The following is a 13,208-nucleotide window of genomic DNA, read 5'->3' as shown; positions in this document are numbered from 1 at the left end:
ATTAGCTTGAAATTGCTTGTTTTTTAACTCAGTTCTTTGTTAGCAAACGTATTTATTATTAATATCCAAACTCCATTACTATTAATCCTTTTGTAATTGGGCTTGAAAAATCAGGCTTACTCTTTAATATGATTCCAGCCATAATTTCTGGGTGAATAAATCCAGCTGTTTCTTTAACATCATAAAACGCTTTTAAAAAGTCATTCTCATCTTTTATTTTATTAATGGCTTGCATATATTTTCCAACATAATTCATTCGAGGTGTTTTATATTTCACTTCTATTAAGGAATCTATATTCTTTTTAAGATTTACAGAATGAAATCCGATTCCATAGTCAGTTGTTCCATCATCGTTTTTGAAAGCAAACCTTGATTTAATATCATTGCCATCAATCCAAACAGAATCTGGATATTCGTAGATTTCAAGTTTTAGTTTACTATCGTTAAATTTCTTTCTATTTTCAGAGGAAATTTTGTTCCAAAAAGTCAACTTGTTTTCATTCACATCTATTAAAAATTGTTTGTATGCTTTTTCTGTGTTTAAGTTTGGATAAGTTTTAATAAGAATATCCTTTTCAAAATCAGATACGAGTGAATTCAGAGTTTTGCTATTTTCCGTTCCTAAAACTTTATCAAATTCCGTTATTTGGTATTCAGTTTTTTTACCCGAACAGCTAACAATTATAAAAAGAACTATAAGTGTTTTGAGAATTTTCATTGGTTGGTCATATGTTTGCTAACGTGTGTATAACATCACTAGTAATGTTATATTTATTATATCTATACAAAAAAAGCTATGCTTTTTTGTTTAAATTAGGTTTATAATACAACTAGTTATGTTATACATTTTAAATTACTCTCAAATGTAATTAAAATTTTACATACAAAAACACGTACTTATACCTAAGTTTTTCGAGTAGGCTTCTACAATCCTTCGAGAATCCTCCCAAAAAACTCCATTTTTAAAAAATAATCCCGAATCGTTCTCGAACAAGCCTCGAACAAGTCTCGAACAAAACCCCCTTAAAATGGCAAAATTGTGTCAATTTAGGTCAATTTGTGTCAATTTGTGTCAATTTAGGTCAATATGTGTCAATTTAGGTCAATTTAGGTCAATATGTGTCAATATGTGTCAATTTGTGTCAATATGTGTCAAGGGTTTGGTTTGTAAAGGTTTAGCATTTACTTTGGCTGCATTATTAACCCCTAAATCTATTTATTATGGCTACTTTTGAAAAGGGCATATTAGGTGGCTTCTCCGGAAAAGTAGGGAACGTAGTTGGTTCCCGTTGGAGAGGTAGAAATGTGATGCGTAGTTTACCACAACGTGGTAATTACACACCCACAGAAGAACAACTGTTACAACGCGAGCGTTTTAAAACGGTTGTCGAATTTTTAACTCCTATTAAAGGAGAATTAAGCAAGTATTTTGGTAAAAAGCAAGGCGACAAGTCAACCTACAACCTGGCTACCTCTTACCATTTGCTTGAAGCTTTAACCGAAGTTCTTGGTGGTTTTACCATGGACTATAGGAAGGTATTAATTAGTAAAGGCGATTTAAGAGGCTTAGATACGCCAACCCTTGCTGCTGCTGCCAACCAAGTGCTAAACTTGGGCTGGGTGGATAATAGCGGACAGGGTAATGCTGTCGAAACCGATACCTTGCTAGTAGTGGTGTATGCACCTGTTGAACAGTTGTATCAAACCTTTGAAGGTGTTGCTACACGTAACCAAGGCTCTGTGGCACTAACATTGCCTGCTTTTATGGCTGGTATGGAGGTAGAAACTTGGGCTAGTTTTGTTTCCGATACTGGTAAAGAGGCTGCCGTAAGTACCTACTTAGGTCCTGTTACGGTGTTGTAACCCGAAGTGCTTATTGAATTTTAAAAAGTCTTCTAAGTCATTAGAAGGCTTTTTTTGTGCTATTAATTATAGGGGAGAAGGGTTGCTATTATATAGTTCTTAGAAAGAATGTAAAACAGTTAAGCATCTAAAGGGCTATTGTTATTAGGCTTTATGTGCTTTAAAGACTGGTTTTGCATGATGCTATTAATTAAATTTTTAGGAAACATTAAAGTTCCACCTAGTTTTAAACTGGGTAATTGTTTGGTTCTTACCAAACGGTTTAAAGTACTTCGGCTTACTTTTAAATAATCCATCATGTCTTGAATGTTATACCATTCTTCTGTTTTAATTAGGCTATTGTTCATTTTAATTAGATTTGGGTCTGGGTTAGGGAGTTTGTGCTTTTCATTTTTGTTTTTCTTCATACAGTAGGGATTTGCGTTAGTATCTCTAAGATAAACACATTCTCTTTTTTGTTTGCATGGTCTAGACTTAAATTATTAACAAGTGGCTGTTTATAAGTGGGTTTTCTGTTGTGGGTTTTCTGTTTTCTGTTGTGGGTTGTTTAACAACATTTAAAATAGTAAGATTTAACCTTACTTTCAGTATTGGTAAACCTTACTTTCAGTATTGGTAAACCTTACTTTCAGTATTGGTGAACCTTACTTTCAGTATTGGTGAACCTTACTTTCAGTATTGGTGAACCTTACTTTTGGTAAGGTGTTTCCATACTTTAAATAGGGTTTTGGAATTTAGTTTTTGGAATTTAGTTTTTCCTTTTGGAATTTAGTTTTTGGAATTTATAATTTGGTATTTAGCATTTTCTCCAAAAGAAATCCTGTTAATTTGGGTATTAATTTTAACTTTAGTGTTTTATTATTTAATAGGTATTTATGGCATTATTTCAAGCATCTGTATTAACACAACATTTTAAGTTACAAAACCAAACCAAAGTAGATGAAGCCTATAACACATTTACGGCTTATTTTCATAATACAGAGATCCAAGAGAATATTAGAAATAGTAAAGAAGAACAGTATCAAGGCGAGTTTTTAATAGACTTGTTTGTAAATGTCTTGGGTTATATAAAAAACCCAACGCCAGATTTTAACCTGACTACCGAATACAAGAATGTTAAAGATAGTAAGAAAGCCGATGGCGCCATTATTATTCAAGATGAGGTTAGAGCCGTTATAGAACTTAAAGGCACCAATACTACCGACTTAGGTAAAATAGAAGCACAGGCTTTTGGCTATAAAAACAACCAACCTAAATGTAGCTATGTTATTACTTCTAATTTCGAGAAACTACGTTTTTATATAGATAATGCTATTGAACATGTAGAGTTTAACTTGTTTACGCTATCTAAAAAAGAGTTCGATATCTTGTACTTATGTCTGGCTTTCGAAAACATACAAAAAGACCTGCCTGCTAAAATTAAAAAAGACTCGGTAAGCGAAGAAGATGTTATTACTAAAAGCCTGTATAAAGACTACTCTTTATTTAAAAGAGACCTGCACAAAAACCTAGTAAGCCTCAATCCGCAATTTGATAGCTTAACCTTATTTAAAGAGTCTCAAACCTTATTAGATAGGTTTTTGTTTTTGTTTTTTGCCGAAGACAGGCAGTTACTGCCTCCAAACTCGGTAAGACTGGTGTTAAGCCAGTGGAAGAAACTACAGGATTTAGATGCATATACCCCTTTGTTTGATAGGTTTAAAAAATACTTTGGCTATTTAAACACAGGGTTTAAGGGAAAGAACTACGATGTTTATGCCTATAATGGTGGCTTGTTTAAACCTAATGCCGTTTTAGATAGCGTTGTTATAGACGACGAGCTGTTATACAAACACACACTTAAGCTGTCTGAATACGATTTTGATAGCGAAGTAGATGTTAACATTCTAGGGCATATTTTTGAAAACTCCTTAAACGAAATAGACGAAGTAAAAGCCCAACTAGAAGGGCAGGAGGTAGATAAAACCAAAAGCAAACGTAAAAAAGATGGGGTGTTCTACACACCTAAATACATTACCAAATACATAGTAGAACATACAGTTGGCAAACTGTGCGAAGACAAGAAGCTGGAACTGGGTATTCTTGAAGCCGACTATATAACGGACAAGAAACGCCAAAAGAAAACCATAAAAGGCTTAGTAGATACTTTAACAACTTATAGAAACTGGCTGTTGCAACTTACCATTTGCGACCCAGCCTGTGGCTCTGGCGCCTTTTTAAACCAAGCCTTAGATTTTTTAATTGCAGAACATGGCTATATAGACGAGCTGCAAGCCAAGCTTTTTGGAGATGCTATGGTGTTGAGCGATGTAGAAAAAAGCATTCTGGAAAACAACCTGTTTGGCGTAGATTTAAACGAAGAGTCTGTAGAGATAGCCAAACTCTCTTTATGGCTACGTACAGCTGTACCCAACAGAAAGCTGAACGATTTAAGCAACAACATTAAATGTGGTAACAGTTTAATAGACAACCCAGAGATAGCAGGAGATAAGGCTTTTAACTGGCAAAAAGAGTTTCCACATATTTTTGAAAAAGGTGGCTTTGATGTAATTATTGGGAATCCGCCTTATGTACTATGTCAACCCTCAAATACTTTAAGTACTGTACTAGACTATTACAAGGGTTATAAAGTAGCAAGTTATAAAATAGATTTATTTCATTTATTCTTTGAAAAATCAATAAAAATATTGCGAAATAATGGCAAGTTAGGTTTTATTACTCCTAACACATATTTAAATAATAAATACATTAAACCATTAAGAGAATTTATTCTAAACAATACTTATATAAATAGTTTAGTTAATTATAGAGATCAAATATTTATAGATGCTGGTGTTGATGTTGCTACCATTGTTTTAACAAAAAGTAACATTATTAATGAAAAAATTGAAGCATTTGAAGTCGAAAATACTGAAACTAAATTTTTAGGATTTAAACAACAAAGTGTTTGGAATGATGATAGTGAAAATACTTTTAATTTAAATCCAATATTTGAAATTAATTATCAAAACTCTGTAGCATTAGAAGAAATATGCTCTGTTACATTTGGTCTTCAAACAAAAGATAAATCAATCTATGTTGCAGAATATAAGAAAGATATTGATTGGGAGTCTTGTTATACTGGAAAAGATATAGGTAGATATATTCTTGCAGAATCGTCTCTTTTTTTTAAAAACAAAATTGATGAGGTAAAAGCTGGAGGTTCATGGAATATGGAAATTCATCATTCAAAAAAAATTGTAGTAAGACAAGTTGGTAATCCAGAACCTATTTTTGCTTTTGATGATTTTGGTTTTGCAACATTAAATACTATGTATAGTATAGTGAAAAATAGTAATGATTTTGAGTATTATTATTTGATTTCAATTTTAAACTCTAAGTTGATGAAAAAAATATTCTTATCTAAATATTCTGATGGAAAACAGTTGTTTCCAAAAGTAAAAGGTTTTCAATTAAAAACCTTGCCAATCAAAAACATACCACTTTCAGCCCAACAACCCTTTATAGAACAAGCAGACCTTATGTTAAGTTTAAACAAAGACTTGCAAGAGGTATCTGGTAAATTTCAAAGAGCCTTACAAAGAGAGTTTGAGACCCTAGATAAGCTACCTAAAAAGTTAGAGGCTTGGTACCAGCTAAGCTATACAGATTTTATTAAAGAGCTTAAAAAGAAAAAAGTAGAACTAAGTCTTCAAAAAAAAGCAGAGTGGGAAGATTACTTTTTAGCAGAGCAAGCAAAAGCAGTTGCTTTACAAAGCCAAATACAGCAAACAGATAGGGCTATAGACCAGATGGTTTATGCGCTTTATGGCTTAACGGATGCCGAGATTGCTATTGTGGAGGCTAGTTGATAAGCCCCACCCAAACCTTCCCCAAAGGGGAGGGCTTTTTGGTTTCTTAGTTGAGTTCTTTGTTTGTAGTCGTTTTTATTTCGCTTCTCATAAAAATAATACTGAAACCAATTAAAGTTAAGGCATATCCAAATATCAATCGAGAAGGTAATGGAATAAGGTGCCATAAAATTAAATTGGCTATTACTATAAAGGCTATTCCTAACTTTTGGTTTTTATAGTAGTTTAAACTTAAAAGTAATAACCCAAGGTTAAATATTTTAGAACTAGGACTAACGGCAGACAGGTTTGGTTTCTGTTGTTTAAAGACTAATGTCTAGTTGTCTGCCTTCTTCCAATGCTTTTTTATCCATTGTGGTGCCAATAGCTAAGCCAAGTGCCATACCTATAGGGATGCCTATGGCTATATAAGACATATTACCAAGGCTGGTACCAAAGGCAACTCCCATTGGGACACCAAAAGCCCCTATACCTAGTGCTAACCACACGTTTCTATGGTAATTTTTAGGGACTATTTTAAGTTCTTTCTCCAATAATTTAAGAATGCGTGCTTGGGTCTTTTTTATTTGAGGTTTTAATTCATTTTCTTGTTCTGAAACAGAGTTTAGGATATCTACTTCCAAATTAATGGTTTGTACAATTTGTTCTGGGAGGTCTCTTTTTCTTAATTCTATTAAAAGGGTATCTAATTGCGCATACATTTTAGTTAGCTTTTTGTTTTGCTGTAAACGGGGTCTTTCTTTTAGTTCTTTGATGGTCATGGGTTGGTTATTGATTGGTTGTCTTGCTAAAGTAATAAATTTTTGAGTTTTATGGCTTTTGATTATATTTATTAGCATTTAATGAAACAGCTATGTGGAAATATGTACTTGCTTGGATACCTATGGTTTTTATTGCTATTGCGAATGGATTATTTCGTGAGTCTTTTTTAACTAATAAGTTTACAGACTTACAGGCGCATCAACTCTCTACAGGTAGTGCGTTGTTGTTATTTGGTATTTATATCTGGTTTTTAATGTTACTAGTAACCCCTGTGAATGCTAGACAAGCGTTTTTAATTGGTTTGCTGTGGTTGGGTTTAACAATTGCATTCGAGTTTGTATTTGGGCATTATGTTGCTGGGCATTCTTGGTCTAAACTATTTCATGACTACAACCTACTAGAAGGTAGAATATGGCTATTGGTATTGATTTGGATTAGTCTAGCGCCTTATATTTTTTATAAGTTACAGAACTAGGGTAGTTGGTGTTTGCTATTGGTTACTAGTATGGATGTTTTTAGCTTCTATAGTAACAAAACAAACCAGTATGTTTTCTTTAGTCTTTTTTAAGTCTGTAAAAAACATTTGGTCGTTTCCAGAATCCATTATATATGCTATATTACCTGAGTATTGCTTAAAGAAAATATCGTAAGCCTTTGGTTTTGCATTATGAACTGTTGTATGAATATGTCTCGTATCTTCTGAACTTCCATAAGCTCCAGGTAGAATGGTTTTAATATAAATTTCGCCAGAATTATTAGTAATGGCTGTGCCATTTAGTCTTGCTGTACTTTCATTATTAGAAATGGAAGGGTTATATTCTCCATGTGTATCTGTATGATAAAAACTAACTTGCTGATTAGCCAATGGTTTTTTAGAATCTTTATCAATTAAAGTAACACAAAGCATAAGCTCTTGACCAGGCTCTTTTTTAACTGTTATAAAGACTTTATTTATAGTATCTAAATTTTGAAACTTCTCAAGAATAATAGTTTCATTTTTTGTAATAGTTACCATGGTTCTATCTACAGCGCAATGCATAAACAGGAAACAAGAAAATAAAGTTATAAGAAGTCTCATAATAAGTTAAATTTACACAAACGTTATTGTGTTATTCTATTTATTTTGAAATAACTATGTCTATTTCAAAATATTTCTCTTTCAAACTACTGCTACGGACGGATACATGTGGTTATTGGTTTTTTAATTCTTTTCAATCGTTTTTGGATATTCTCTCCAAGTATAACTTTTATGGACTATTTTCCAAGAGCCTTTATATTTAAGTAATAGGAAATAATCGGTAAAAATACGCCAATTGGGGAAGACTATTTCTGCTTTTGCAATTGCAGCATCATTTTCATAATCTATAGAGAGTATTCGTCCTATTCTATTTGATTTCTCTCCTTCTTTGATGTTGCTAATATAGTCAGCACCAATCCAAATATTTAAGCTGTCTTCTTTTGTAACCGAATACAGATTAAAGTCTGGGTGGAAGGCTTTTTTTAGTCTATTGGGTTCGCCATTTGCAGTTCCTTCAATGTAGTCCATTAAAGTTTCTGTAAATTGTTCCGTTTCCGTTTTGCTATTTTCAGTTTGTGCTTTTGCATTTAATCCGAAAAATAGAATTAAGCCGAGAGCTATATTTTGCGTGATTTCATTTTCATAGTTGTTTTTCTATTTGATAATTAACTTTCTTTTTGAAGGTTATAATTCTTATTCAAAATTTAAAACAATAAAACCTACTTCATGAGGTTTGCCTGGAGCAATTATAAATTCAGGGTTGTTAGATAGTACGTAAATAATACTTGCATAGGTACTTTCATTGCTTACAACATCTCTACCATCATTATCTCTTGAACTTAAAACTTCTTTAATGTCTTCAACAGTTATATTGGTAGTTTCTTTGGTGAATCTTTTTTCAAAGGAAGGGTATCTCTCGCAAGTCATGCTCTCTTCCCAGGTAATGCCAAATTGTTCTACTCCATTTACCATGGTTTGGTTATAGTCTTTATTTGCTAATGGGAAATTGGTATGATAGGTAAACATGGCATTATTGAAGGGTCTAAACGCTACTTTTTCATTCGCTGAACATTCAAAATCATATACTTTTTCTGGACCACCAATAATATAATTCTGTCCAGAGGCATGAGCTGTTTCTAAAAGAAAGTTTATAGCTTCTTCCTGAGTCTCTTTAGAAACTAAACCCCTAACCATAAAGGTTACAGGGAGTCCTGAATTGTTGTTGGCTAGATGAAGTAAGGTGTTTACATTTACAGAAACATCTTTATTATTCATGCCTGTTAAGCCTAAAAAGCCGGGAATGGTAAGAAACATCATTTGTTTTCCTGAGTCTTCTTTTATTTTAATAACGGTTTGATATCCATGATAGTAAGTTGGAATATCCATGTTCTGGGCAGTCATGCTTGGGTTGTTAACACTTTTATCCACTCCAAAAGAACTACACTTGTGCATTTGGAGGGCTAATTTGTCTATCCAATATTCGTCTGGTAGTTGATGCATTAAAAGGGTGTTATAGTCTATTTCAGAGCCATCTGAAATGCCTTTTAATTCTTCGATTAATTCTGGTGTATATTGAGCTATGGATGCTTCAAAATGGGTACTTTCTAAAAAAGAGCTGATATAGGCATCTGGGTCTTGTCCGGTACTTTCTTTGATATCATCTTTTAAAAATTGAATGACTTCATGAATTTCTTTTTTAAGTAAGGTGCCATGTGTTAAACCTCTTTCATAAGGCGTTCCAGACAACTCTAAATACCTTAACTGGTTATCTGCAAGCATTTCTACTTTAGCAGGTTTTTCAACTTCAAGTTGTACTTGTTCCTTTTTTTCTGTTTTATTATTGCACGCTAACAGTAATAAAAGCAAAATAGCTGTAATAAGATGTTTCATGGTTGATTGGTTTTAGTGTTTTAATAGTGATGTACCCCCAGGTGCATGTTAATAGCTGAGTGTATTAACATACCATAAGTTACTAAAGTAATGTTTTTTGTTTAATACAACAACTCCTCAATTTGGATCTCTTGAACTTAAAACCTCTTTAATGTATTTAGGGTTCTATCTGTGTTGTATAGTCGCAGTCTTCTGAAAAGACAATTTTCTTATCTATTTTCCAATAACCAACTAAGGTTTCTTTAGATTCTAGGTCTCCTTTATAATCAATAAATAGTTTTTCATAGAAAATACCATTAGGAAGAGTTCCATTTGCTTTCCATTCTTCATAAGCTGTCGAGTGCTCGAGAATAGGTACATGAAAACTTGTTTCTTTATCAATGATAAAAACTTCTGTTCCTATTTTCTTACTTATGGCTTTTTTTGGGTTTATAGCACCCAACGTGTAATGACTATATGATTTATTATCTAGGAGAGTATCGTTTAATATCTGATACTCGTAGTTTTTAATTTGATATTTATAAGGATTGAGATAGCGTCTGACATTTTCACATTTAATATTCATAATTTCTGCCTTATGAAGGTCAGATTTTAAAAAGTTAACGTTAAACATGATGCCATCTTCATCTTTAAAGCACATTTTATAATGTAAGCTGTCTAAATCGAAAACAATAGCTTGATAATTATTTTTCTTGGAGTTTGTGAAATAATATTTTTTAGAAGCTTGGGTTGAATTGCTAGAAGAGTTGTTTTGTATTTCTTTAGATTCTTTGTTTACAGTAACATCATATTCAATAAGGTAATCGAATTCATATTGTTTTTGTGAAAAGCTAAGGGTTGTAAATAAAAGAGAAACTATAAGTATTGGTTTTAAAAAGTGATTTGGCATGTTTGGGGTTTTAAGTTCTAAATATCTTTTGCATGTTGCGTCCTTTGGCAAGCTCGTCTATAAGCTTATCTAGATACCTTACTTGTTGGGTTAAGGGGTTGTCTATCTCTTCGATGCGATAGCCACAAATAACGCCTTTTATTAAATAGGCCTTTGGGTTTAAAGTTGCTTGTTGAAAGAATTCTTGAAAGGTGGCTTTGTTTTCAATAAGTTCTTGAAGTTTCTGTTTGTTGTATCCTGTTAGCCAGTGTATTACCTCATGAAGTTCTTCTATGGTTCTGCCTTTCTTTTCTACTTTGGTTATATAGTGAGGATAGACAGACGCGAAGGTCATGTTTGCGACTCGTTCGTTATGTTTTTCTGTTGTTTTCATGTTTTTTTTTTTTTTTTTGACACTAATTACATAAATTTCATTAATTTACACCAATTCATTTGCGCTTTGCCAATATGGATGTAAATTAATTTATTATAAATCTCACGGATATATTAGACATTCAGTCTGTTTTGTATGTGTTTGCCACGAATTCACAAATATAAGGGTTTTTGAAATATAGCCTTAAAGATTATATACATTTCACGAATGTAACAGACTTTCATTCTTTTTTTATAGTTATCTTACTGTAATTTCATCAATAAATAGGAAAACATCAGGGCATCCTCTTTGGCGCTTTGTGCGTTGGTTGATGAACCTGCATGACCCCCTTCAGTATTTTCATAATAATAGGTTTTGTAACCCATGTCGTTCATTTTGGCGACCATTTTTCAAGCATGTCCAGAGGTTGTCATGCTGCCTTCACCAAAATTGGAAGCAACAATCAAGGTGTTTTCGTCTATATAACTGGCACCACTTTTAGCTTCGTCTATAAAAAAGCCATCTTTAATGAATTCTTTCTTGTTGGCATCAAATTCTTTAGTTATTACGGCATCGCCACCCCCTTTGGATAATCTTACCAAGAATCTGTTCTATGTTGGATATAAACCACAAGTACCTTTAAACACCCATTTAACATCATCCTTTTCAGATAAAGCATCTATATCTAAAAGTGTTTCCCAAGTTGGATTGCCACTGGTATAACTGTCTAAAGTGCTACGTCTCCAAATACCTCTAACATGGTCTTTGTCTTTCCAGAAATTGTACACGTAATCTCCTTTAATAGAAGGGTATGCTATTCTTTCGTCTGAATTGTAGATTGCTAAAGACTTATCATAGATGTCTTGATAGTCTTCTTGGGCACTTAGTATTTCGAAGGTTGCCTCATTTTGAGCCTCTACATACTCTAAAGCTGCTTCTCCATCCACTTCTTCTAACCATAGGTATGGGTCTTCTTGTGCTTGAGAGATTTGGCTGATGCCTAGAATAGTGATAAGTAATAGCATGTGTTGGTTCATGTTGTTGGATTTATATATTAGATATTAATGTTTTTAAAGTTACTAAAGTTTATATAGATTTTTTTTAGTTATTTTCTGGTTTGTAGTTCAGTTTCTATAAGCAATCTTAACTCTTTAATTTCTTTATTCAGATTTTCTCGATGATTTATAACATCTTGAGTAAAGGTTAGTTTCATGCCTAATAGATTTCTTATTCTTTGAATATTTAGAAGTTGATTGTAATTATTTGGTGTTTCGTTTTTGACATTAATGTTTGGAACATTAGCTTTTATTAAAGGAATAAAATTTATGTCGTTTTCTAAGATATCATCAATTCTAATTTGATGAACACTTAACCTGTCTTCAAGTATATCATTTAGTTTATTTGAATTAAATTCCAAGTCTGTAAATTTTTCAATGATTTTTTTGTTTTTAATTAAACTAAGTTTATTGGTGTTTTTTAAATTATTATAAGCATTAAATGTTGGCTGATCGCTTTGTAAATCCCAGACTGCACTTTTAAACACAGCATCTGAAATAATTTTATTTGTATTATCTGTAGGGTTTAAATTGATATCCAGAATATCGATAAGCATCTCACGTAATTCTATTTCTTCAGTGATAAGCAATTCTGATTGGTTTTCTGCTAGGGTTAAATTTTCTAATAGACTTTCTAAAATGGTTATTTCTTCGATGTTGTTTTTTCTGTCTTCATTCCAATTGTTAATCTGTAAGGCGATTAGAATTCCAATAACTACTAGGATGATTTCGCCAATGGCATATTTGAAGTACCTGCCTGTTTTATTTTCCATAAGAAGTGATTTACGAATATGTCTGAAGAATTTTATCATCGTTTTATACGACTTTATCTCCAATAATGCCCACTAAGAACCCAAGAATGGCTCCTATTGATGTTAAATAGTTTTTATCTAATTTACTTTCAGGAATAATGTCTTGAATAAGCAAATAAAGAATGCCTCCACTGGCGAAGACCATTAAATGGGCTGTTAAGTCTGGATATTCTCTTAAAAAGAAGTGTCCTATAAGGGCTCCTGCAATTCCGAAAAAACTTAAACAAAAGAAGATGATTAAGGTTTTGTTTATGGTGAAACCACTCTGGACTAAATCTCTAAAAGAGTTAAAGGCTTCTGGTAAATTTTGAAGTCCGATAAAGATAGCCAAAAGTGTCGCCATGCTTGGTTCTATAGCAAAAACGGCGCCTAAAGCTATTGATTCTGGTATAAAATCCATAAGCATGGCTAATAAGGTAGCCGTTTTACCACCTTTTTTTGCTAAGTACTGACTTAATAGCATAAATAAAATGGATCCTAAAAGAAAAGAAAAAATAATGGGTAGTAGTTCTAATTCTTCCATCCCTTTTGGAATCAATACTAAGGCTATTGCTGAAAGCATGATGCCAGAACCAAAAGACATGAGTGTATGGGTTATTTCATATTTAACGGGACTTTCTTTGATATGGTGGTTAAAAAAGTTGGCTAAAAGGCCTCCAATAAAAACAGTAATTCCAGCAAAGCCAGAGAATAGTAAAAGTTTTGTTATCATGATT

15 protein-coding genes are annotated in these 13,208 nt (G+C 32.6%); 3 read left to right on the top strand and 12 right to left on the bottom strand.

What is annotated here, in order from left to right; all coding sequences use genetic code 11:
- Nucleotides 1–58 precede the first annotated feature (58 nt).
- Complete coding sequence (locus FVF61_RS07565) at nt 59–718, bottom strand: hypothetical protein (protein ID WP_148454963.1); 660 nt, start codon at nt 716–718, stop codon at nt 59–61.
- A 503-nt stretch (nt 719–1,221) separates the two neighbouring features.
- Between FVF61_RS07565 and FVF61_RS07560 the strand changes: the two genes are divergently transcribed.
- Nucleotides 1,222–1,863, top strand: a complete 642-nt coding sequence (locus FVF61_RS07560; protein ID WP_148454962.1) for a DUF6266 family protein — start codon at nt 1,222–1,224, stop codon at nt 1,861–1,863.
- A gap of 119 nt (nt 1,864–1,982) precedes the next feature.
- Here the strand turns inward: FVF61_RS07560 and FVF61_RS07555 are convergent, their stop codons facing one another.
- A complete protein-coding gene (locus FVF61_RS07555; RefSeq protein ID WP_148454960.1) occupies nt 1,983–2,270 on the bottom strand; it encodes a helix-turn-helix domain-containing protein in 288 nt (95 codons plus the stop codon).
- A 468-nt stretch (nt 2,271–2,738) separates the two neighbouring features.
- Between FVF61_RS07555 and FVF61_RS07550 the strand changes: the two genes are divergently transcribed.
- A complete protein-coding gene (locus FVF61_RS07550) occupies nt 2,739–5,714 on the top strand; it encodes an Eco57I restriction-modification methylase domain-containing protein (protein WP_148454958.1) in 2,976 nt (991 codons plus the stop codon).
- A 302-nt stretch (nt 5,715–6,016) separates the two neighbouring features.
- Here the strand turns inward: FVF61_RS07550 and FVF61_RS07545 are convergent, their stop codons facing one another.
- Nucleotides 6,017–6,475 (bottom strand): hypothetical protein, encoded by a 459-nt coding sequence (locus tag FVF61_RS07545; protein ID WP_148454965.1) that lies wholly within the window; start codon nt 6,473–6,475, stop codon nt 6,017–6,019.
- Nucleotides 6,476–6,567: 92 nt separating this feature from the next.
- Here FVF61_RS07545 and FVF61_RS07540 point away from each other — a divergent pair, with 92 nt between their 5' ends.
- The gene (locus FVF61_RS07540; protein WP_148454956.1) at nt 6,568–6,951 is read left to right on the top strand and encodes a hypothetical protein; all 384 of its coding nucleotides are present in this window, start codon (nt 6,568–6,570) and stop codon (nt 6,949–6,951) included.
- Between the two features lie 15 nt (nt 6,952–6,966).
- On the opposite strand, the gene FVF61_RS07535 is transcribed toward FVF61_RS07540, so the two are convergent.
- The 9 genes from FVF61_RS07535 to FVF61_RS07495 form a co-directional block, all read right to left on the bottom strand.
- The gene (locus FVF61_RS07535) at nt 6,967–7,554 is read right to left on the bottom strand and encodes a dioxygenase family protein (protein ID WP_148454954.1); all 588 of its coding nucleotides are present in this window, start codon (nt 7,552–7,554) and stop codon (nt 6,967–6,969) included.
- A 123-nt stretch (nt 7,555–7,677) separates the two neighbouring features.
- Nucleotides 7,678–8,100, bottom strand: coding sequence for a nuclear transport factor 2 family protein (locus FVF61_RS07530; protein WP_262712009.1), 423 nt, complete (start codon nt 8,098–8,100; stop codon nt 7,678–7,680).
- 87 nt (nt 8,101–8,187) lie between these two features.
- Nucleotides 8,188–9,384 (bottom strand): C45 family autoproteolytic acyltransferase/hydolase, encoded by a 1,197-nt coding sequence (locus FVF61_RS07525; RefSeq protein ID WP_148454950.1) that lies wholly within the window; start codon nt 9,382–9,384, stop codon nt 8,188–8,190.
- Between the two features lie 157 nt (nt 9,385–9,541).
- Complete coding sequence (locus FVF61_RS07520; protein WP_148454948.1) at nt 9,542–10,273, bottom strand: hypothetical protein; 732 nt, start codon at nt 10,271–10,273, stop codon at nt 9,542–9,544.
- 10 nt (nt 10,274–10,283) lie between these two features.
- Complete coding sequence (locus tag FVF61_RS07515; protein ID WP_148454946.1) at nt 10,284–10,646, bottom strand: DUF2200 domain-containing protein; 363 nt, start codon at nt 10,644–10,646, stop codon at nt 10,284–10,286.
- Nucleotides 10,647–11,035: 389 nt separating this feature from the next.
- Nucleotides 11,036–11,227 (bottom strand): hypothetical protein, encoded by a 192-nt coding sequence (locus FVF61_RS07510; protein ID WP_148454944.1) that lies wholly within the window; start codon nt 11,225–11,227, stop codon nt 11,036–11,038.
- A 9-nt stretch (nt 11,228–11,236) separates the two neighbouring features.
- Entirely contained in the window at nt 11,237–11,662 is a 426-nt protein-coding gene (locus FVF61_RS07505) for a prolyl oligopeptidase family protein (protein WP_148454942.1), read from the bottom strand.
- Nucleotides 11,663–11,730: 68 nt separating this feature from the next.
- Nucleotides 11,731–12,492, bottom strand: coding sequence for a DUF6090 family protein (locus FVF61_RS07500; RefSeq protein WP_148454940.1), 762 nt, complete (start codon nt 12,490–12,492; stop codon nt 11,731–11,733).
- 4 nt (nt 12,493–12,496) lie between these two features.
- A complete protein-coding gene (locus tag FVF61_RS07495) occupies nt 12,497–13,204 on the bottom strand; it encodes a ZIP family metal transporter (protein ID WP_148454938.1) in 708 nt (235 codons plus the stop codon).
- Nucleotides 13,205–13,208 lie beyond the last annotated feature (4 nt).

Source organism: Xanthomarina maritima, assembly GCF_008084905.1.
In the GTDB taxonomy this organism is placed as follows: Bacteria; Bacteroidota; Bacteroidia; order Flavobacteriales; family Flavobacteriaceae; genus Xanthomarina; species Xanthomarina maritima.
The sequence above is the reverse complement of the archived record's forward strand: the minus strand, read 5'-3'. Positions and strand labels throughout refer to the sequence as shown.